Genomic DNA, 22,510 nt, shown 5'->3' on the forward strand with positions numbered 1-22,510 from the left:
CGTTTTGTCAACCTGCGGTTGCAGCTGCTGCTATATCTCTGAAAGTATAGCATATTCGAGAATTTTTGACATCCTTGTACGATGCGCAAGGGAACGACGATAATAATAGGAAGGAAACACATATTCATCCTTCTGTATGCATATAGTAAACAGAGCACCTTGTGAATTGCATAACTTTTTAACTAATACTAGGAAAATAAATGAAAATGCTGTATAATATAGAATATCAAATGTAAACGATTACATAAGAGGAGGAATGCTTAATGGGCAAAAAGTATGTTTACCTGTTTTCAGAAGGAAATGGGCAGATGAGAGAGCTGCTTGGCGGTAAGGGCGCAAACCTGGCAGAAATGATGAACCTCGGTATGCCTGTACCTTTTGGTTTCACTGTTACCACTGAGGCATGTAACCAGTATTATGCGGACGGTGAGGCAATCAATGAAGCAATTCGCAAGGAAATTTTTGATTATTTAATGAAATTGGAAGAACTGTCTGAAAAGCAGTTTGGGGATCCGAAAAATCCGTTGTTAGTATCCGTAAGATCTGGTGCGCGTGCATCTATGCCAGGCATGATGGATACCATTTTAAATTTGGGACTCAACGATGAGGTTGTGGAGGGCGTCGCCAGACTGACGGATAATCCGCGGTTTGCATATGATTCCTACCGTCGTTTTATCCAGATGTTTGCTGATGTTGTCATGGGACTGAGCAAAGCGAAGTTTGAAGACATTATTGATGAAATGAAGGAGAAAAAAGGCGTAGAGCAGGATACTGATCTTGATGCGGACGACATGAAGGAAATGGTGAAGCGCTTTAAGAAATTCTATAAGGATTCCCTGGAGGAAGATTTCCCATCCGATCCGAAAGAACAGCTGTACCGCTCTATTGAAGCAGTTTTCCGTTCCTGGAACAACCAGCGTGCGATTTTCTATCGTAAAATGAATGATATTCCAGGAGACTGGGGAACAGCTGTCAACGTACAGATGATGGTTTTCGGCAACATGGGAAATGACTGCGGTACCGGCGTTGCCTTTACGCGTAATCCAAGTACCGGTGAAAACAAGCTGTATGGTGAATTCCTGATGAATGCACAGGGAGAGGATGTCGTTGCAGGTATCCGTACCCCGCAGACCATCGATCAGCTGAAGGAAATCGCACCGGCTGCCTATCAGAAATTTACAGAAATCTGTGCAGCACTGGAAAGTCATTATAAAAATATGCAGGATATGGAATTTACCATTGAAAAGGGTAATCTGTTCATGCTGCAGACACGTAACGGGAAACGTACTGCTGCTTCCGCTTTAAAAATTGCATGTGATATGGTGGATGAAGGCATGATAACCAAAGAGGAAGCCTTGATGATGGTGGAGCCGAAGCAATTGGATTCCCTGCTGCATCCGCGTTTTGACGATGCGGATTTGAAGAGCGCAAAGCCGATTGCCAGTGCATTGCCGGCATCTCCTGGTGCTGCCTGCGGACAAATCGTATTCTCTGCAGAGGAAGCTATTGAAGAAACTGCACTCGGACACAAGGTGATTCTTGTCCGTCTGGAAACCTCACCGGAGGATATTGAAGGGATGCATGTATCGGAAGGTATCCTGACCGTGCGCGGCGGTATGACTTCCCATGCGGCAGTAGTTGCCCGCGGTATGGGGGCATGCTGTGTTTCCGGCTGCGGTGATATTAAAATCAATGAAGAGGAAAAATATTTCATAGTGAATGAAGAACGCTATAATAAGGGCGATTATATTTCTCTGGATGGCTCAACAGGTAATATTTACGGACGTAAAATCAAAACGGTTCCGGCAGAGATTTCCGGTGATTTTGAACGCTTTATGAAATGGGCGGATGAGATTCGTACACTAAAGGTCAGAACGAATGCCGACACACCAAAGGATGCAGCGCAGGCAGTGGCATTTGGTGCAGAGGGAATCGGACTGGTACGTACAGAGCACATGTTCTTTGAAGGTGACCGTATTAAGGCTGTCCGTGAAATGATTGTATCCAAAACAGAAGGACAGAGAAGAAAAGCACTTTCCAAGCTTCTGCCGATGCAGCGTGGAGACTTTGAAGGAATTTATGAGGCAATGCATGGTCTTCCGGTGACAATTCGCTATCTGGATCCACCCCTGCACGAATTCCTGCCAACAAGCTCTTATGATATTGCACAGCTGGCTAAGGATATGAATATTGATCTGGATGAGCTTAAGAGCGTTATTTCCGGATTACATGAATTTAACCCGATGATGGGTCATCGCGGATGCCGTCTCGCTATTTCTTATCCGGAAATCGCTGAAATGCAGACAACAGCTGTAATCGAAGCGGCGATCAACGTAAATCGCAAGCATCCGGAATGGAAGATTGAACCGGAAATTATGATTCCACTTGTTGGCGATAAGGCAGAATTAAAATTTGTCAAGGATGTTGTCGTATGTACGGCAGATGAAATTCTGAAGCGTGAGGCTTTTGATATGAAATATCATGTAGGTACGATGATTGAAATTCCGCGTGCTGCATTACTGGCAGATGAGATTGCAGAAGAGGCTGAGTTCTTTAGCTTTGGAACCAATGACCTGACACAGATGACCTTTGGATTCTCCCGTGATGATGCAGGTGGATTCCTGAACGATTACTATGAAAAGAAAATCTTTGAACAGGATCCGTTCGCAAGAGTTGATCAGAAGGGTGTCGGAAAGCTGATTGAAATGGCAGTTGCAGGCGGAAGAAAGACACGCCCTGAAATCAAGCTGGGAATCTGCGGAGAGCATGGAGGCGATCCTAGCAGTATTGATTTCTGTCACCGTATGGGACTGAGCTATGTATCCTGTAGTCCGTTCCGTGTACCAATTGCCAGATTGGCTGCAGCACAAGCCGCAATTATAAATAAATAAGAGAATGATAAGATGTCTAGCGAAAGCAGGCATCTTTTTTGGTGACGGGCATGACACACACCTAGGGTAAAAATCTCAAGAGGTGCAATTGCCAGCGTACTCAAGAGCGACTTGCAAGTTTCATATCGTACGGCATGGTAGAGAGGAAGCAATAGCGAAATCGTGGTCTAACGAACAGGAAGTCCGATTCAACTGGTTGGGAGCTTCAAGCTGTTTGATTACATCAACTGTAGTCTATTTTTGTTTGAAATGGAGTTCATATATAAAACCATCCTTTCCATAGTTATTATTTTGTCAGTCATTATAAGCCTCTTATTCTGTAAGAGAAAATTCTACTGGAATTTACTGAAAGACTAATTTCAATTTTTGCATCTTTGAAGCAGAATTTAACTTTTCACTTCAGAAAAAACTGTTGGTACATCGTTGGAGGATAGAAAGAAGATGGTTGGTATGTTAAAATAGACTTAATATTTCTTTAATGAAGTAGAGCTATGTTATATGCTTGATAACATGAAATTTGAATTATTAGCAAATTGTATAAAAGAAATAAATGTAAAAGCAGGAAGTGCTGCTAAAAGAACAGTAAATCAGTCTGTGACACTTCTAAACTGGGCTATTGAGTTGTTATATTTTTGAATATGAACAAGGTGGAAGTGATCGTGCGAAATATGGGACAAACTTATTGAAAAATTTGGAAGAACGAAAAAGGAATGAACTTAATAATTGACAACCTGAATCGTTAGAAATACAGTAAGCGCAGCCTGTTCTAAGTCACAAAACAGTTTATATGATATCAGAAAATCACAAAAGGTATAAGCATCTGCATAAGGATTGTCCATAATCGTAGGTTACAGGAAGACCAAAGAAGGCTTCCGATGTCCCTTTTCCCGCTTATTCTTCCTTATGCAGGAATGAAATCCTTCCTTTTGAACATAATGAGTCATTAGAGCGTAAGGATAAAGTCAGTTGAGAATGCGGTACAGTTTAGACGGAGGTGTAGGAATGGTGAAAAACAAACATATTTACATGGCGATCGATTTAAAATCATTTTATGCCTCCGTGGAATGTGTTGATCGAAAGCTTGATCCACTCACTACAAATCTGGTTGTTGCGGATACGGAGAAAACCGAAAAGACAATCTGTCTGGCCGTTACACCGTCTTTGAAGAAATTTGGTATTTCCGGAAGAGCAAGACTGTTTGAGGTTATTCAAAAGGTGAATGAAGTTAATGCACAGCGTAAGCAAAAGGCCCCCGGATGTCGTTTTACTGGAGAATCCTATGACGAAACAGAGCTGAGGAATAATCCGAATCTTGCCATGAGCTATCTGGCTGTACCTCCGCGAATGGCGTATTATTTGGAAAAAAGCACGAAGATTTATAATATATATCTGAACTATATATCTGCAGACGATATCCATGTGTATTCAATCGATGAGGTTTTTCTTGATGTGAGCGGTTATCTTAAAACCTATCAGACAACACCGCGGGAGCTTGCGAAAAGCATTATATCTGATATTCTGAAGGCAACAGGTATTACCGCCACTGCGGGAATCGGTACAAATTTATATCTCTGCAAGGTAGCGATGGATATCGTGGCCAAGCATATCAAGGCAGATCAGGATGGGGTGCGAATTGCGCAGCTTGATGAAATACGATATCGAAAGCTGTTGTGGAATCACAGGCCGATTACCGACTTCTGGCGGGTTGGAAAAGGGTACGCCAAAAAGCTGGAACAGATTGGTTTATATACAATGGGTGATATCGCGAAATGCTCGCTTGGTACGAGCGAGGATGCATATAATGAAGATCGCTTATATAAGCTGTTCGGGATAAATGCAGAGCTGCTGATTGATCATGCGTGGGGATATGAGCCCTGTACGATGGCAGATATCAAGGCCTATAAACCCGAGCATACCAGTATTGGTACGGGGCAGGTGCTGAGCTGTCCTTATGATTTTGAAAAAGCAAGGCTGATTGTCAAGGAAATGCTGGATCTGCTGGCACTGGCGCTGGTTGATAAAGGGCAGGTAACGGATCAGATTGTGCTGACAGTAGGCTATGATATAGAAAATCTGGAAAAGGCCGGTGCCTATCTGGAAGAAATCACAATCGACCGGTATGGTCGTAAGATACCGAAGCATGCCCACGGCACGGCGAACCTTAAAGGGTATACGTCATCTTCAAGACTGATGATCGAGGCTGTAATGAAGCTGTTCGACAGAATTGTGAATCCGCATTTAACAGTGAGAAGAATCAATATCTCTGCCGGTCACGTACTAGCTGAATCACAGGTTAAACGGAAAACGACAGTCGCACAGATGGATCTGTTCGTGGACTATGAGGCGTTAAAACAGCAGGAACAGAAAGAACGCGAGCTGCTTGAGAAGGAAAAAAAGCTGCAGCAGGCAACGCTAAAGATCAAAAAGAAATACGGCAAAAATGCGGTTTTAAAAGGAATGAATCTGGAGGAAGGTGCAAATACAATCAAGCGTAATCGCACCATCGGAGGGCATAAGGCATAGGAGGTACACACAGTGAATCAACAGAACATACACAGCTATGACGATATTATCCATCTTTCACGTCCGATATCAAAAAAGCATCCGCAAATGCCGATAAGAGATCGAGCTGCCCAGTTTGCGCCATTTGCTGCATTGACAGGACATAAGGAAGCAATCAGTGAAACAGAGCGGCTGACGGATGCAAAAAGAATTCTGGATGAAAACAGAAATATGCTGAACAATGAGCGTCTGCAGGAAATTCTGCTGCATATCAAGGAACAGCCTAAGATCAGGGTTACCTACTTCAAGGCGGATGAACGAAAAGAAGGTGGTGCATATCTTACTCTGATTATGAATCTGAAACGCATTGATGACTATAACCGCAGACTTATTTTCAGCGACCACTCCTGGATACCGCTGGATGATATCTATGAAATCGAGCTGATAGGCCGGTAGCTTGTACGATTGCTTCTTGTGAAAAAGGCTCTGCGTCCGTCGTATTGCATAGTGTTATATGTCTGTAAGAGCGTTTTGCTATCACATATTTCGTATATGCAATTACTTCTCATAGACTGCAGGAATCATGCAATGCGCAGGGGATAAGTCCATCTGTCCATGTACCTTATGCAAGCCTGTTGAGAGCAGTTGTATTTGCTTTTACAATATAAAAAACATGGAAGATACCTATAGTATCTTCCATGCATTACATAATATCCTTTTACGATATCCATGGCAGGAAACGGCCTGCTTTTTTTGTTGTGGAGGATATGCAGAACAGCTATTTCTGAAATCTCACATTGATATCGCCGTATGCCAGATTGATTTGCAGCTTGCGACCGGTTTTGTTTTCATATTTTGTTGGCAGCGTATTTTCTCCATGCTCTGCCTCGGAAAGAATACTGAAATCCTCAATACTGCCTTTTACAGCAGCTGTAAAGCTTCCGTGCTCACCCTCGGTAAAGATGCTTCCGGCATCTGCTTCTGAAAGCACGGTATCCCCATAAGCGGTTTCCATATGCAATTCCTTTGCTGAAAGCTTTTGCAGGGTGATATCGGAATGTTCAGTTGAAAATATCGCTTTTTCCGCAATTTCAAGCCTTGTGCTTCGGATATCCCCATAAGCGCTTTCTATCCGCAGTGCATGTGCCTTTAGATTTCCGAGATTGATAGGCGCATGTTCATGAAAAAGCTGAAAATCTTGTGCTATCACCGTATCATCCATGCTGATATCCGTATATGCGGAGGTGATCATCGCCTGCTTTGCCTGCAGCTTTTTGGTGATGAGGTCCCCGTGCTCACTCTCAATCTGCAGCATCTGCTGACAGCTTGTATCATCCAGTAACAAACTTCCATATGGAACATCCAGTGTCAATGCTTCTGTTTGCAGCTTTGCAAGGTTTACATTTCCGTGTGCGTTGCTGATGGTGATATCCTGAAACGACAGATCATGCACTGTCACATTGCCATAGGAAGTATCCACCTCCAGCTTGCTGAGAAGTTTTTTCGGCAGCTTTAAAGTGATAGGTACCATAATGTCCTGTTGAAAATCAAACCAGCGAAACTGAAAGGTGGGAGATTCCCTTTTCAGCCGCAGGACAGAGGAATCTGCAGTAGCACGGATTGGATAATCCTCATTTTCCTCGTATTGTACGTGTATTTCGCTGTCTTCGGAGGGAAGGATATTGATTTCACTGTAATGAGTGTCGATTTGAATATAGGCGAGGTTGTCCGCAGAAAAGGTCTTTTCTTTTTTGATAAATGGTTTCTGCTCTACAGTTCGCATGTTCTCCATTTTAAAATCAGCCATTGCAAAGCCTCCGCCAATCAGGAGTACCCCCAGCAGGATACACAAAACAGGAATGGCTTTCAGCAGCTGCTCTTTATTGTATTTCATTTACTTCACCGCCTTTGCAAATGTGTGCTTTATCATGCCGATCCAGATGATCGTCTTCTGCTTTAGCCAGATAATTGAAACCCTCAGAAGCCTCCAGCACAGCGGAAGCAATCCGATGCAAAGAAAGAGAGTGCCGAGCAGGACGAGTCCGGGTGCGGCGTTCGCTTTCCAGATTGGAATCAGATTCCAAATGCCTCCAAAGATAAAGCAGGCAAATGCCAGCATACTGCAAAACAATAAGGCAATCAGTGTCCAAAGCAGCAGATATATCATTGCGAAGACGCAAAGCAGTGTTGCCCAGAATGGAGATAGCAGCACGATCAGGACAATCCTCCATCTTTGCCGACTGTGTGCGGGCTTTTCTTCCTCTTTGAACGATACAGCGCGCTCGCTGTATATCTGCTTCACGATATCTTCAACGGAATCCAGACTTGCTACAGCCTCTGCTTCACTCATGCCGTCCTCGATGCGATCCTCAATCGTTTCATTGTAATAATTTAAAAGATGCTCCTTTTCCACCTGCGGAAGCTCAAATAATCGCTTTTCCAGCAGTGTTATAAATTCCTGTTTATTCAAATCCATCCCCTCCTTTGATAAATTCGTAAATATTCAGCATGGATTGCCATCCCGCCAGAAAATCCTGAATGCGGGCGATACCGATGTCTGTAATCCTATAATATTTTCTCAGACGTCCGCGGTGTTCAACGGAATAAATACTGAGGCATTTGCTGTTTTCCAGCCGTCTTAGTATGGGATACAAGGTTGATTCCGAGATTTCTATATATGGAGAAATATCCTTTACGATCTTATAGCCATAGGAATCCTCTTTCTTCAATGCAGCAAGGACGCAGATTTCCAGCAGCCCTTTTTTCAGCTGTGTATCCATCGTAACACCTCCTTATACGTTATACTATACAATACATAGTATAATGTGTCAACTGGTATTCCGGAATATATTTTATCATCAGAGCCTTAAAGGTGTTGACATAGTACACTAAGTATACTATCATAATATAGTAAATGAGATGTACTAAATGAAGGGAGAAGCTTATGGATGTTATGATGAACGCAATGGAGCAGGTATCATTATTTTGCCGACTGAATATGAACACCAGACGTGCGCTGCCCATTCGCTCCAGTGAAATGGGAATGCTGATCTATCTCGTGAAAACCGATGGTGAAAAAACAGCAAAGGGAATCGCTGATTTTTTCAAGGTGACAAAGGCGATGGCAACCAATATGAGCTCTGCACTGCTGAAAAACGGCTTTCTTGAAAAGCAGCAGCAGGAAAACGATAAGCGCAGCTTTCTTTTATTGCCGACAGCGAAAGCAGTGCAGCTGGTAAATGAAACATATGAGGAATATATGAAGGAAATGCATATTTTGAAAAAGAATATGGGAGGAGATGCATTTAACAGCTTGATCGCTCTACTGGAACTGGCAAATGACATATTACTGGAGGAAAAGAGCAATGGGTAAAATACTGGTAAGCGGAGCATCCGGGAATGTTGGCAGATATGTTGTGAAATATGCTCTGGCGGCAGGACAGGAGGTCAAAGCGGCCGGTACGGATGTAAAGCGTCTTGCGAAGCTGTTTCCGGATGTGGAAGCAGTGGAGTTTGATTTTATGAAGCCATCCACGTTTGTATCTGCCTTGCGGGATGTGGACAGGGTGTTTATTATGCGTCCACCGCATCTTGGCAATCCAAAGGATCTAAAGCCTTTCATTGATGCGTTGCAAAAGCAGAGGTCTATTCAGCTTGTAAGCTTTCTTTCCCTTATGGGAGTGGAGAAGAATCCCGTGCCGCCGCATCATAAGATTGAAAAGTATATCGAGCAGGCGGGACTGCCGTATTGTCATATACGCCCAAGCTTCTTTATGCAGAATATCAGTGGCGTTCATGCTTTTGAAATACAGCATTTCAACAGGATTGTTGTTCCCGTAAAGCATGCCGTAACAAGCTTTATTGATGCCGAGGATATCGGAGAGCTGACAGCAAGGGTGCTATGTGATGCGCCCAAGCATCAAAATACAAGCTATACCATAACAGGTGCTGAAGCGATAGATTATTGGGAGGTGGCCAGGATTTTATCGGAGGAGCTGGGAAGAAGAATCGTCTATACGAATCCAAAGCCGTCATTTGCTAAAAAGTACTGGATCAGCGTGCGAGGTCTGGAGAAAAAGTATTGCACGGTGATGGGGATGCTCTATATGATGACACGGTGTAAAGGTGCAAAAAAGGTCACTACTGATTTTGAAGAGGTTATGCAGAAAAAGCCGAAAAGCTTTCGTCAGTTTGTCAGAGATAATGCTGAAGCGTGGGAATAGTGGTGTAAGACATCTATTTGAAATAGGGGAAACGGGCGCAGAGAGCGTTAAATACATATGAAAACGGATAGGAATATTCTTGATTGGGTGTACACTTCAGATGCTATACTGAATTTATAAGGAGGAATGTATATGCATATAAGCGCAATCGTACACTGCAGCTTATCTACCAGTGAAATCGTTTTGGGCTGTGAAGGTTTTCATAAAGAGCAGATGGAGCTTTCCCGGCTATTGTCACTGGCTAAAAGTACGGAGTCAATCAATTGCTTTGTACTCGCAGAATCCTGATATGCAAAGATGATTAGGCGCAGCACTGATGAAGGGACAACCGGTTTTGCCATCCTGGAATCGAGGTGCCAACACCTTCCGTAAGCAATGAATGCTTGGACCCGGTACGTGATGAAGTGTATGGTAAATTGAAATGAGCTGAGTCTGTATCAGCATTTTAAATTGACATGGGATGCTTTCCTCGTTACAATATGCTTCGTAATTGCAAAGGAGAACGAAAATGGTAAAACCAAGAAAGATGCTGGGGGATGCTGCATCGCCTCAATGTCAAAAACTGATGCGATTGATTGAAACACAGAGTAAACCTACACTGGCGTTATGGGCGCTACAGCTAGCTGAGAAGAGATATCTGCCAATCTATACAGCAGCATATCCAAAGGATAAACGTGCTTTGCAGGCCATCCGTATTTGTAGGGAGTGTGCCAGAAACAGTGGTTCTGTGAAAGAGATAAAACCGCTGTTGAAGGAGCTGATACAGCTTGCCCGTGATGAACTTGCGGAACCGGCAGTAGTTTGTGCTGTACGTGCGATAGCGACGGCATGCAATGTTTTACAGACTCCGACCAATGCACTTGGCTTTCTGTTTTATGGTGCGGCGGCGGTGGCGTATACTGCGGTTGGAGTGACACAATCCAGAGCTGTTTATGAACATCTGGCTGAAGAGGAATTCGAGCATGCGCTTGCAGCCTTACAAGAGGCGGCCATTGCAGATGAACAGCATCCTGTGAAGGTGAACTGGAATTGCTGATATTCTGATAAAAGCAGTAATATAAGGCTTTCGAGCTGAATAGCACGAGGGAACATATAGGAAAAATGGGGGATACTGAATGGGAAAGGAAGCAGTGCGGATAAAAGCAGTCTGTATCTCAAAGGACGATAGTGCGATTCCAAGCGCTACGTAAACTTTAAACTAAGGGATTCAATCCGTTAAGCTCTGCTGTCAGTTTTTAATTGCGGAAGCATTCGAAGATAATGGATTGCTTGAATGCATTTGTATAAAGCTTACAGGAAAAGTCTTTTGGTAAAAAGAGCAGGCAATAGCGGATATTTGCGAAATTACGATAAAGATTCTATGCGGTAAAGAAGATAGAGTCAAAGGTTTATGGGGTTTTTCATATCAAATTGAAAAGTATAATAGAAAAATTGATATAATCCTATACGATTAAATAAACGAAGATTATCCGATGCTGATAATACGAATGTACTTCTATCCCTTATTTAATGAACTCTTATTTCATCTTTATTTAAGATATGTGTGAATAATTTGAATCCCATAGCTTTTTTACTCGACAGTTTAAAATTGTTTTATGAATTTTGAATGAAAGCGTTGACATAACACTGATTGTTTGCTATTATGTGAGTGGGTTGTTACTGATACCAGGCAATACCTAGACTGAATCATATACATTTTATGTATATGGGTGGTTTAGGTATTTTTTATTAGAAGGGAGGAGTTTTATGAAAATCACCCAGGTGTTTAATAACAATGTTGTTCTAGTCTGCGCAGACAAAGGGGAAATGGTTGTTTTAGGAACAGGCATTGGTTTTCGAAAAAAGGCTGGGGATGAAATTGACACTTCATTGATTAAAAAGAAATTCATTCTTGAAAAAACACAGCAGTTTAATGAAATAGCTAGCGTTTTTGAAATGCTGGATCAGGAGGAATTGGAAATAATCTTTGAAATCGTCAATGATGTAAAACAACGACTTGATCTGAAAATCAGTGACAGCATATATCCTGCTCTTGCAGATCACATTCATTATGTGATACAAAGAGCTCGATCCAACATGTCGTTGAAGTGTCCCTTAAGTAATGAGGTAAGATATTTATATCCACAGGAATATAAGGTATGCTTAGACTATGTTGTTTGGCTGAATCAAAAATTCGATGTTCATTTAAAAGAAGATGAAGCATGTTCCATAGTTTTACATCTCTTCAATGCAGAGCGTGACGATGTCACATTTGATCAAACAGTAAAAGAAACTAAGATTATGAAAGACATTGTTGATATTGTCCGTTTGAATTATGGGATGGAATTTGATGAACATAGCTTTGTATATCACCGTTTTATTCTACATCTTCAATATTTCGCAAAACGAATTTTACATCAGGAAACATTTGAATCAAATGATATTTCTCTTGTAGAACTCGTTAAAACAAATTATCAGAAGGCATTCAACTGTGTTGAGAAAATTGCGGATTATCTGATGGATACCTACAGTTATAAAATCAGTAATGATGAGTTTGTATATCTTACAATACATATTAAAAAAATTACAGAAAAATGAACCTTGGGGTGTCACTGGTAATGCAGGCAATACCTGAGCGATGTACGTTTGTGCATGGTTTAGGTATTTTTTTATGAAAGGAGCATATGTATGCACGATTTAGCAAAAGAAATTATTAAATTAGTAGGTGGTAAAGAAAACATAAACAGCTTAACACACTGTGCGACTAGATTGCGTTTTCGCCTTGTAGATACAAAGAAAGCGAATGGAACCGCGATAAAAAATCTGGATGGAGTACTTACTGTTGTTGAAAGCGGTGGACAATATCAGGTCGTGATTGGAGAAAAAGTTGCTGAAGTATATGATGCAATCATGAATGAACTAGGTTATTTGAATCCATTGGATGAAAGTCAGAAAAAGAAGTCAAAGAATATTTTTGGAGCATTTTTAGATTTGGCTTCCGGCGTATTCAATCCGACGCTTGGTGTTCTTGCGGCTGGTGGTATCATTCGTGGTATTCTCGCTTTAGTGGTAGCTTTAGGCTTATTAGATACAGCGTCCGGTACCTATGTGATATTAAATGCAACAGGCTATGCAGTATTCTATTTCTTTCCAATATTTCTGGGATACTCAGCCGCAAAGAAATTTAAAATTGATCCCTTACTTGGCATGGCTATAGGAGCTGCCTTGGTATATCCGGATATGGTTAACGGTACCTCATCAGATGCATTGTACCAATTGTTTACAGGATCTTTATTGCAATCTGATGTCCAAATGGAATTTCTGGGGATACCGGTTATTCTGATGGATTATACATCTACTGTGATTCCAATCATTGCTGCTACATATTTTGCAAGTAAACTACATGGCTGGTTGAATAAAATTTTGCCTACACTTGTCAAAAAGGTTTTTCTTCCCTGCTTTGTTTTGGTAATTACCGTCCCGCTGGCTTTAATTGTAATAGGACCGATTTCCACATGGGCATGCTCTGCTGTCGGGAATGCAGTTTCCTTCCTCTTTGAAATTAATGGTGTTATAACATCTGCGCTATTGGGCTTCTTCTGGCAGATTCTAGTTATGTTTGGTTTACACTGGGGCTTGCTGCCTGTCGCAATGAACAATTTAGCAGTAAACGGTTATGATTATATTTTTCCAGTAGCATCCATTGCCGCCTATGCTACAGGAGGAGCTGTACTGGCTGTTTTCTTCCTTTCAAAAAAGCCGGAAACAAAAGAGCTTAGTTTAACTTCATTCTTCCCGGTTTTATTCAGTGCTATTACAGAACCGGCTATCTATGGTGTAACCATCCCGTTAAAAAAACCTTTCATGGCTGCGAATATTGCAACAGCTTTAGGAGGGATTATCTTAGGATTATTTCACACGAAGACTTATTTTATGGCATCGGACAGTTTCTTCGGGGCTCCTTCCTATATTGAACCGGACGGAACGTTTGGAAGTGGATTCTGGGGACTGATTATTGCATGGATTGTTGTTATGGTTGCTGCATTTATTCTGACTTGCATCTTCGGTATCAAGGAAGATGAAGTGAGTGTTAAGGAACAGGGAAAAAAGAAAGAGAAGGAAAAAACAGCAGCATTGCAAAGGATTCAAGTTTTTGCACCGGTTAAAGGTAAGGTGATTCCATTACAGGAGATACATGACGAAGTATTTGCCAGTGGCTCTATGGGAGAGGGGATTGCCATCCTACCGGAAGATAACAAAATATGTTCCCCGGTTAAAGGAACTGTGAGTTTCCTGTTTCCAACCGCCCACGCTATTGGTATCCAATCGGAGGATGGTGCAGAAATCCTGATTCATATCGGTATTGATTCTGCTGAACTGCAGAATATATTTACAGCTTGCACAAGTGTTGGACAAGAGGTAGAACAGGGGGATGTGTTGATAACCTTTGATCTGGATAAGCTGAAAAAAGAATGCAAAGAAGCAGTTGTACCGGTTATAGTAACAAATTCAAAAAGTTATCTGGATATATTAAAAGAGCAACAGAATTGTGTAAATCAGGATGAGCTGATGTTTACACTTGTACGATAGGAGGATATACAGATGGGATTTCCAGAAGGTTTTTTATGGGGCGGAGCAACAGCCGCTAATCAATGTGAAGGTGCATGGAATGAGGATGGCAAAGGAATTAACTCTTCAGATGTTATGACAGCAGGGGATGTAAATAAAAAAAGAGAAATAACAGAAGAAATAAAAGAAGGTACATATTATCCAAGTCATAACGCGATTGATCACTATCACCATTATAAGGAAGATATTGCATTATTTGCTGAAATGGGGTTTACTTGTTATCGTTTTTCTATTAACTGGACCAGGGTATTTCCTAATGGGGATGACGCTGCTCCAAATGAGGCAGGCTTACAATTTTATGATCGAATAATTGATGAATGCCTTAAGTATAAGATTACACCGCTTATTACGATATCACATTATGAAACACCGCTTGGTTTACTGAAATACGATTCCTGGATAGGAAGAACAACCGTCGACTGTTTTCTTCGTTATTGTGAAACGATTTTCAAAAGATACAAAGGAAAAGTAAGGCATTGGCTGACTTTTAATGAAATCAATTGTATGTCTTCCACTCCCTGGACAGCTGGTGCGGTTCCTAAACAGGATGAAGCATCCGTCATGATTGCAGCTTATCATCAGTTGCTTGCCAGCGCAAAAGCTGTAAAGCTGGCTCATGAAATAGACCCTGAGAATAAGGTTGGAATGATGTATGGCGGTTTATTTTCCTATCCATATAGCTGTGATCCGGATGATGTTATACGTAATATGGAATATATGCATGAACAGTTGTTCTATTGCGACGTGCAATGCCGCGGCTATTATCCGGCATATAAAAAGAAAGACCTTGAAAAGAAGGGGATTAGTTTACCTATATGTGAAGGGGATGAGGAGGCTCTTAAAAAGGGAACGGTGGATTTCCTGTCTTATAGTTATTATTTCTCTCTTGTGAGTGGGAAAAATACAGAATTAAAGGATGCATTTGATACAGGATATAGAAATCCTTATTTAAAGGAAACACCTTGGGGCTGGTCTATGGATGAACAGGGTCTTCGTTATTCCTTAAATTTATTATATGATCGTTATCAGATTCCGTTAATGATAGTGGAAAATGGTATGGGAATGTATGATAAACTTGAAGAAGATAAAACAGTTCATGATCCTTACCGCATAGATTATTTAAAGCGGCATATCAAAGAGATGGAAAAAGCAATTGACCTTGATGGAGTAGATGTAATGGGTTATACAACATGGGGATGTATTGATCTGGTGAGTGCAGGAACGGGACAGATGGAAAAGCGTTACGGATTCATTTATGTAGATGTAGATGATCAGGGAAATGGATCGTTTGAGAGGTATCGCAAGGATTCCTTTTACTGGTATCAAAAGGTAATTGCAAGTAACGGTAAGGAATTGGATTGATAAAATGAAAGAATTTCAAATACTGGAAAGTAATCACGTCTACAATAGCTGGCAAATATTAGATCATACAGGTACACGATGTACCTCTTCCTTACGCACACATAAACAACGATCCATTCTGGATGATTTGCATGAGAAAAGAGTTTATGAAAAAGCAGGACATCCATTTGACATCATTTCAATTACGGGAAAGCGGTATAAGCATCTTCCTGTTCACGAAGCGATTCCAAAATCGTTTTCTGATGAAGTTTGTAAGTCACTGCAGGAAGAAAACCTGGTGCTAATACCACATGGTTATTGTGCATATGCACCGGCAGTTATTGGCGGTATGCAACGGGCATATGGTCCACAGGCAAGAATAGGAGTTATTTGGATAGATGCTCATTATGATAATGTAATACTGGAACATACAAAAGAATTTCCAGCGACATTTGTGAGTATACCTTTATCAGCAATCTGTGGATGTACGATGCAGGACTGGTGCAGAGATAGTTGTGGAATGAAAACATGGATACCCGGAGAAAGAATACTGGCAGCTGATGGCAGATTAAGTGATGAAGAAGCAGAACAGAACAAGGAAATTATGCAGATTCACAATGTAAATGCAAAGCAATTCGAAGATTCTGAAACATGGCTGAATGCAATAGACCAAATTTCAATGCAAACGGATTTTCTGTATGTCATGATAGATGCAGATATATTGGCAGAAGAGTATGTTGCCGGTTATTATGAATCTGAGCCAGGAGGGCATTCCCTGCGTAGGGTTGTACATAATTTGAAAGATGTTCTTCAGACTGGAAAAGTAAAGGTTTTATCATGCTTCTGCTTTGATTTTGATAAGTATGAGCAAGGTGGAAATGTTAACAGTCTGTCTGAGATAAAAATTATTGAAACTGCATTCAAAAACTGGAAATAAAATGGTTTTAATTGGATATGATTACTAAATTTTTTTTGCGGCATGGATGTTCTGTAAAGAAATTCCATTTGACTTGTGGATGGGGGTATGTAATAATTAGCCATGTATGACATCCTGCTGAACAGGCAGGTCGTCGGTGAATCAATGATAACAAACTGTGAATACATGATGCAGGTGATGCAAAGGCTTTCGACCTTCTTCTGGTTTTGTATGATACGTTTGAATAACATTCACAAGCAAGAAGGAGAACCATCATATTCATGAAAACCATATCCATTGTATTAACTAATTATCCGAGTCATCTTTCCAGCTTTATGGAAACGGTGTACGGATATGAATATACGCATGCATCCATCTGTCTGGATGCGATGAATGAGAAGATGTACAGCTTTAACTATAAGGGCTTTTGTATGGAAACGGTATCCAAATACAAACGCCACGGCGTGGAGAAAAGCATCAGCTTCCAGCTACAGGTAACGGATGCGGCCTTTGAGCGGCTGCAAAATAAAATCGAGCAGTTTGTGGAAAATCGCGAGGACTTCTGTTATTCCAGTATCGGAGTGGTATTCTGCTTTGTCCATATACCATTCAAACGAAAGAAGCATTATTTCTGTTCACAGTTTGTTGCAGAGATTCTTGCGGAATCCGGAGCATTGAAGCTGAAACGGCGTCCCTCCCTGTATCTGCCCAATCATTTTTACCGGGAATTAAAGGAAGCTGCGGAGCTGCAGGAAATTCAGTACGATATTTTGCCGGAGGCAGTTTAAACGAAGTAGAGCGAAGTCAGAGCAATTCCTTGTTCTGGCTTTTTTTAGAACATCATGCATTGAATACAAAGCTTTTTTACCTGACAGTCACCGCTATATACGCGTGGAATAGGAGGAAGTGCAATATGAAGGAAAACAGATATTTTCAAATGATTTATCTTTTATTGGATAAAGGACAAATGACTGCACCAGAGCTGGCAGATTATTTCGAGGTGTCGATCAGAACGATATACCGTGATATTGACATTCTGAGCGCAGCTGGGATTCCGATTTATGCTACACAGGGAAAGGGGGGAGGCATAGCGATTCAGGACAGCTATGTTTTGAAGAAATCACTTCTCAGCGAGCAGGAACAGAAGCAGATTCTCATGGCCCTGCAGGGCATCCGTGTGCTGGAGGATGAGCAGATAAATATGCTGTTATCCAAACTGAGCGGCGTATTTCAAAGACAGCAGGGAAACTGGCTGGAAATAGATTTTTCAACCTGGACAAAAAGTGGCGCGGGAAAACATAATTTTCAATTACTGCAAAGCGCCATATGGAAAAGCAGAATCGTTTCCTTTTCTTATTACAGCGGAAAAGGAGAACAAACCAAACGGATTATTGAACCACATAAGCTTGTTTTCAAGACCTCTGACTGGTATCTGTATGGTTACTGCACGCTGCGTAAGGATTTTCGATTCTTCAAATTAACACGGATAAGAGATCTAAAGCTGCAGGATGCGGAATATATGCGGGAAACACCGGAGCATATCTTTGAAAGATCGGACGAATTTGAGATGAAAACCGTGCAGGTTACCCTTTTGTTTGATGCGGGGATGTCCCATGAGGTATATGAAAAATTCGATGAGGAAGTAAGCGAGCAGGAGGATGGCAGCTTACTGGTGACTACGATTTTACCGGATAATGAGCTATTATACAGCTATGTCCTTTCCTGCCGGGAAAGGGTTGAAGTATTATCACCTCCGTATGTACGTGATAACGTTAGGAAAAGAGTTGGAAAAATGCTGGAAATATATAAAACATGACACCGTGTTGCAGGTTATGAATGGTATGATGATGGCAACATAGGGAGGCGAAATCATCTGCAGAGTCAGGGAACATACTGTGCCGCAGAAGCTGAAGGAGGAATGTATGTCAGGCCTTCCGCAGCAGGCCAGTTTGAGGATTTGTGCAGATTGAACAGCCGTATATGTTTGTTATCAGATACCTGTATGACGGGCATACGATAACTCGAAAGGAGTAACATATGGATAAAGCTTTGATTGTAATTGATATTCAAAATGATATCACCAAAAATTATAAGGAGATCATTGATAATATCAACAGCGCTATCGACTGGGCGGTGGCGCATGAAATTCCGGTTGTTTATATACGGCATGAGAATTTATCACAGGGAACAAGAACCTTTAAGCCCAATACGCGTGGTTCTGAATTGGCCTGTGATTTAAAGATTGTATCCGATCGTATTTTCACAAAATACAAGGGGAATGCATTAACCAGTGAAGCATTTTCTGACTTTGTGCGCAAGCATGGAATTACTGATTTTTATTTAACAGGGGCGGATGCCTGCGCGTGTGTAAAATCAACCTGCTATAATTTGCTGAAGGATCACTATAAGGTCACGGTTCTGTCGGATTGTATCACAAGCTATGATAAAAGAAAGCTGGATGAAATGCTGCAATATTACGAGAAAAAAGGCAGTACGATTGCCACACTGCAGGAGCTACAAAAAGCATAGGCAGATAAGTGCAGCTTTTCAGGTAGGATGTAAGCTTTCTGTAAAAAGGTAGCGGACAATAGCTTCTATGTACATTGCATTGCATGGGACAATAGCCATACAGCATACGGAGAGGGCGTGAAGCCATTCCTGAGCTGCATCAGGCAAAGCGGGTCTAACAGTCTGAATTTTTAAAAAGCAACGAGAAAAGAAAACGCATCATTCAGGAGCACGGCTCTCATGTGATGCGTTTTTATTTCAGCTTAGCGGTAATGTCCCCTTAACACAGCCTGCTGCAGGATATGTTGTTCCATAGCTGCCAGCAGATGCTTCTTTCTCGCAGTAGGTGGCAGTGTCAGGACAGTATCCAGAACATATACGGTGAATTGATAGGTATGCGACCAGTGGAACGGCGGCTTTGGCCCTCTATAGGCATGCCTGCCATATCCAATCCCCTGTCTTGCACCCGACAGGCTTGGCACCTGTGCCCCGCGGGGAATATTCCCCGGGATGATTGACATCACAGGAAGATTCCAGATTACCCAGTGATTATATGCCGGTATCGGATGATCCATATCATTCAGAATAACTGCCAGGGATACTGCCTCCTCGCAAAGTCCGTGCAGCACCAGCTCCGGCGATTGATCCGCGCCATATCCGGTATGTATAACAGGAATCAGCGCACCATCCGTAAAGCTGGGAGAAGATATTGTCAGTGTTTGCATAAAAGACCTCCATTTTTAATGATATAAGATTAACATAAACGCATTCTCAGTGCAACCGGTTGAATGACACATGAACGAAGATTAAAAAGATTCCCCGAAGCAGCGTGCAATTGCTTGGGAATTGCTACATTTTATCTTGAAATATATGAAGGAACCCTCTAAAATAGAAGAGCTGTATAATTAAGGGAGGATTTATTTGTGCAGAAAAACAGAGGAGAGTGGTCTAACCACCTCGGATTTATCCTGGCAGCTACCGGCTCGGCAGTAGGTCTGGGGAATATCTGGAAGTTTCCAGGAAAGCTTGGGGCAAACGGAGGCGGTTTGTTTCTGTTGATTTACATAGTGGTTGTAGCAGTGATCGGTCTGAGCATTATGCTGGCAGAGCTGGCGATTGGTAGAGCAACGCAGAAAAACGCTGTTGGAGCATTTCGCAAGCTTAATAAAAAGTGGATGTTTGCCGGTGTGATCGGCATGATCACCTTGTTTGTTATTTTATCCTATTACAGCATCGTTGGCGGCTGGATCATGAAATATATTGCCGTTTATTTCGGCGGTGCACATTTTTCCGGAGCTGCAACGCAGTATCAGGATTTCTTTACCGGCTTTATCACGGATCCGATAGAGCCAATTTTGTGGGGACTGCTGTTTCTTGGCTTGTGTATCTTCATTATTTTAAAGGGCGTTGCAGAGGGTATCGAGAAAATCAGTAAGGTTTTAATGCCGGCTCTCTTTCTTTTGCTGATTGCGACGGCGATTCGCTCGGTTACTTTGCCGGGCGCTATGGAGGGTGTGCGCTTCATGCTGCATATCGATTTCTCTACCTTCCATACAGATATGCTCGTTGCGGCAGTAGGACAGGCCTTTTTCTCGCTCTCCGTGGGAATGGGCATCCTTATCACCTATGGCTCGTATGTGGGGAAGAAGGAAAATCTGATGAAAAGTGCGGTCTGGATATGTGTGCTGGATACCCTGGTCGCCATTCTGGCAGCCTTTGCCATCATTCCGGCAGTCTTTGTGACCATGGGAGCTGAAGGACTTGGTATGGGCGGAGGATTTGCATTTATGGCACTGCCCAATGTGTTTGCTTCCATTCCCGGAGGTGTTATCTTCGGTGCGGTCTTCTTTATACTCTTGTTTCTGGCAGCATTGACAAGTGCCATCAGTATACTGGAGAGCATCATCGCCTGTATGAGTGAGGAATTTCATATCACGAGGAGAAAGGCTGTAGTCTGGCTGTTTCTGCCGCTCATGATTTTAGCCGCCGGCTATTCCCTGTCGCAGCTGGAGTCACGCGGATTGAACCTGCCCTGGTTTGATATGCGAAACGGGTTACAGCTGCTGTCCATGAATGCTGTGATGGAGAAATTTACAGATAATCTGATGATTCCCCTTGGCGCACTTTGTTTCTGTATATTCACGGGATGGGTCTGGGGAGTTCATGAAGCTACAGACGAATTCGAGAATGAAGGTACACTGCGGTTTCGCTGGAAAAAGCTATGGTCCCTTGCTATCCGCTATCTGGCACCGGCAGCGATTCTGATTATTCTCTATTTTACGATTTGTGAAGGAATGATTCTGTCCTGAAAATCAATTGCCTGTCTTAGTACAGGCTTTTTTTCTGCGAGTATTTAAATCAAATTTTCCTGGACAAACAGCATCTGCACAGCAGCACGGCATGGAGACTTATCAATATTTTTCAGCAAGGAGTGCAAAGTGATTACTTACCTTATGGCAAAGAACATCCATACTGGAAATATTTAACCTCTATTTCCTGAAAACAAGGAATGTTGCTTTTGATAAATAGATGGTATAATTGAATACGAATTGTGAGTGCTGCATGTAAATTATAAAATCAGTTTTTACAGCAGGCCTTTGCAGTTGGCTGTCCCTATGCGGTGCTGTACAGAAACTAAAATAGTAGAGAAATTCATATTGTGATGGAAAGTGATTCTGCAGGGATTATACAGGAGAATTCATCCTTTATTTTATATGTATTCCTCAGCCGGATGCTTATCAGGAGCTTACCACATGTTATTCTAGGAGGATATGGAGTGTAAGAAGAATGTATTGCAGGGTGAACAAATCAAGGAGGTATTCTGCTATTGATTGGAAAGGAGCGGCTATATGAAAAATAAACGTGTGCAAAAGCTGTCAGAACAAAAGCTGCTGCAGTATGGATGTAGTAAGGAAGGGATGACATACCGCTGTATCCGGAAGCTGAAGGCTCCGGATTTTTATGCGGTTATCACGTATGAAGGGCAGGAGCTGCATGCTGAAGTATACGATGCGCAGCTAAGGGAGCCCTATACACCATTTCACGTACCGGGGGCAAATGGCAGCTTTGTATCATCGATTCGTGAGGAGGTTGAGGAACTGCTGGAGGACATGGTGCAGCAGTGTATCGATGGAAATCCATATCGTACGCGCATTCTGGATTATGTTGCTGAGCGTTATCAGAGCTATCCCCAATTTCCCTGGAAGAGTGCTCCGGAGCATGGAACCTTAAAGACAGCTAAGGGAAAGTGGTACGGTGTTATCATGCATATTCCCTATCGAAGTCTGGGTATTGATGTCGATGGTATGACGGATGTCTGTAACTTGAAAAATCGTCCGGAATTCATTCAGGAGCTGATTGATTATAAGTGTTTTTATCCTGCGTATCATATGAATAAAACATACTGGTTTACGATTCTGCTTGATCAAAAGCTGTCCTGGATGCAGCTTCAGGAGCTCATTGATGAAAGCTATCGGCTGGTGAGTGCTGGTAAATAGCGTTGGAATCAGTGAAAAAAAAGA

Annotated in this window: 21 protein-coding genes; 17 read left to right on the forward strand and 4 right to left on the reverse strand. The window is 42.0% G+C overall.

Annotated elements, in window-relative coordinates; all coding sequences use genetic code 11:
- The first annotated feature begins 263 nt into the window (after positions 1 to 263).
- The 4 genes from G4D54_08300 to G4D54_08315 all read left to right on the forward strand — a co-directional run bounded on the left by G4D54_08300 (position 264) and on the right by G4D54_08315 (position 5,849).
- A complete protein-coding gene (locus G4D54_08300) occupies positions 264 to 2,891 on the forward strand; it encodes a pyruvate, phosphate dikinase (GenBank protein QJA02419.1) in 2,628 nt (875 codons plus the stop codon).
- 498 nt (positions 2,892 to 3,389) lie between these two features.
- Positions 3,390 to 3,527 carry a hypothetical protein gene (locus G4D54_08305; GenBank protein ID QJA02420.1) on the forward strand — a complete coding sequence of 46 codons (138 nt, stop codon included), beginning with the start codon at positions 3,390 to 3,392 and terminating at the stop codon, positions 3,525 to 3,527.
- A 366-nt stretch (positions 3,528 to 3,893) separates the two neighbouring features.
- A complete protein-coding gene (locus tag G4D54_08310; protein QJA02421.1) occupies positions 3,894 to 5,414 on the forward strand; it encodes a DNA methylase in 1,521 nt (506 codons plus the stop codon).
- Positions 5,415 to 5,426: 12 nt separating this feature from the next.
- Complete coding sequence (locus G4D54_08315; protein QJA02422.1) at positions 5,427 to 5,849, forward strand: YolD-like family protein; 423 nt, start codon at positions 5,427 to 5,429, stop codon at positions 5,847 to 5,849.
- A gap of 322 nt (positions 5,850 to 6,171) precedes the next feature.
- On the opposite strand, the gene G4D54_08320 is transcribed toward G4D54_08315, so the two are convergent.
- Genes G4D54_08320 through G4D54_08330 form a run of 3 tightly spaced genes read right to left on the reverse strand, consistent with a single transcriptional unit; the run spans position 6,172 to position 8,173 of the window.
- Entirely contained in the window at positions 6,172 to 7,287 is a 1,116-nt protein-coding gene (locus tag G4D54_08320) for a DUF4097 domain-containing protein (protein ID QJA02423.1), read from the reverse strand.
- Positions 7,288 to 7,863 carry a DUF1700 domain-containing protein gene (locus G4D54_08325; protein QJA02424.1) on the reverse strand — a complete coding sequence of 192 codons (576 nt, stop codon included), beginning with the start codon at positions 7,861 to 7,863 and terminating at the stop codon, positions 7,288 to 7,290.
- Entirely contained in the window at positions 7,856 to 8,173 is a 318-nt protein-coding gene (locus G4D54_08330) for a PadR family transcriptional regulator (protein QJA02425.1), read from the reverse strand. Before G4D54_08330 ends, G4D54_08325 begins: the two co-directional genes overlap by 8 nt.
- A 164-nt stretch (positions 8,174 to 8,337) precedes the next feature.
- On the opposite strand from G4D54_08330, the gene G4D54_08335 reads away from it, so the two are divergent.
- From G4D54_08335 to G4D54_08385, 11 genes are all read left to right on the forward strand, one after another.
- Entirely contained in the window at positions 8,338 to 8,766 is a 429-nt protein-coding gene (locus tag G4D54_08335) for a MarR family transcriptional regulator (protein QJA02426.1), read from the forward strand.
- A complete protein-coding gene (locus tag G4D54_08340) occupies positions 8,759 to 9,616 on the forward strand; it encodes an NmrA family NAD(P)-binding protein (GenBank protein QJA02427.1) in 858 nt (285 codons plus the stop codon). Before G4D54_08335 ends, G4D54_08340 begins: the two co-directional genes overlap by 8 nt.
- Positions 9,617 to 9,748: 132 nt before the next feature.
- The gene (locus G4D54_08345; protein ID QJA02428.1) at positions 9,749 to 9,904 is read left to right on the forward strand and encodes a hypothetical protein; all 156 of its coding nucleotides are present in this window, start codon (positions 9,749 to 9,751) and stop codon (positions 9,902 to 9,904) included.
- A gap of 220 nt (positions 9,905 to 10,124) precedes the next feature.
- Positions 10,125 to 10,652, forward strand: a complete 528-nt coding sequence (locus tag G4D54_08350) for a hypothetical protein (GenBank protein ID QJA02429.1) — start codon at positions 10,125 to 10,127, stop codon at positions 10,650 to 10,652.
- A gap of 710 nt (positions 10,653 to 11,362) precedes the next feature.
- Positions 11,363 to 12,193: a PRD domain-containing protein gene (locus G4D54_08355; protein ID QJA02430.1), complete on the forward strand. Its 831-nt coding sequence runs from the start codon at positions 11,363 to 11,365 to the stop codon at positions 12,191 to 12,193.
- Positions 12,194 to 12,283: 90 nt separating this feature from the next.
- Positions 12,284 to 14,185 carry a PTS transporter subunit EIIC gene (locus tag G4D54_08360; protein QJA02431.1) on the forward strand — a complete coding sequence of 634 codons (1,902 nt, stop codon included), beginning with the start codon at positions 12,284 to 12,286 and terminating at the stop codon, positions 14,183 to 14,185.
- Between the two features lie 12 nt (positions 14,186 to 14,197).
- Entirely contained in the window at positions 14,198 to 15,586 is a 1,389-nt protein-coding gene (locus tag G4D54_08365) for a family 1 glycosylhydrolase (protein ID QJA02432.1), read from the forward strand.
- A 4-nt stretch (positions 15,587 to 15,590) separates the two neighbouring features.
- Positions 15,591 to 16,502 carry a hypothetical protein gene (locus G4D54_08370; protein ID QJA02433.1) on the forward strand — a complete coding sequence of 304 codons (912 nt, stop codon included), beginning with the start codon at positions 15,591 to 15,593 and terminating at the stop codon, positions 16,500 to 16,502.
- 260 nt (positions 16,503 to 16,762) lie between these two features.
- Positions 16,763 to 17,269 carry a hypothetical protein gene (locus G4D54_08375; GenBank protein QJA02434.1) on the forward strand — a complete coding sequence of 169 codons (507 nt, stop codon included), beginning with the start codon at positions 16,763 to 16,765 and terminating at the stop codon, positions 17,267 to 17,269.
- 125 nt (positions 17,270 to 17,394) lie between these two features.
- Positions 17,395 to 18,297, forward strand: a complete 903-nt coding sequence (locus tag G4D54_08380; protein QJA02435.1) for a YafY family transcriptional regulator — start codon at positions 17,395 to 17,397, stop codon at positions 18,295 to 18,297.
- Positions 18,298 to 18,518: 221 nt separating this feature from the next.
- Entirely contained in the window at positions 18,519 to 19,010 is a 492-nt protein-coding gene (locus G4D54_08385; protein ID QJA02436.1) for a cysteine hydrolase, read from the forward strand.
- A gap of 242 nt (positions 19,011 to 19,252) precedes the next feature.
- On the opposite strand, the gene G4D54_08390 is transcribed toward G4D54_08385, so the two are convergent.
- Entirely contained in the window at positions 19,253 to 19,714 is a 462-nt protein-coding gene (locus G4D54_08390) for a YbhB/YbcL family Raf kinase inhibitor-like protein (protein ID QJA02437.1), read from the reverse strand.
- Between the two features lie 198 nt (positions 19,715 to 19,912).
- Here G4D54_08390 and G4D54_08395 point away from each other — a divergent pair, with 198 nt between their 5' ends.
- Positions 19,913 to 21,298: a sodium-dependent transporter gene (locus tag G4D54_08395; protein ID QJA02438.1), complete on the forward strand. Its 1,386-nt coding sequence runs from the start codon at positions 19,913 to 19,915 to the stop codon at positions 21,296 to 21,298.
- A gap of 540 nt (positions 21,299 to 21,838) precedes the next feature.
- Positions 21,839 to 22,486, forward strand: coding sequence for a hypothetical protein (locus G4D54_08400; GenBank protein ID QJA02439.1), 648 nt, complete (start codon positions 21,839 to 21,841; stop codon positions 22,484 to 22,486).
- Positions 22,487 to 22,510: the final 24 nt, after the last annotated feature.

It is taken from the genome of [Clostridium] innocuum, from assembly GCA_012317185.1.
Lineage (GTDB): Bacteria > Bacillota_I > Bacilli_A > Erysipelotrichales > Erysipelotrichaceae > Clostridium_AQ > Clostridium_AQ innocuum.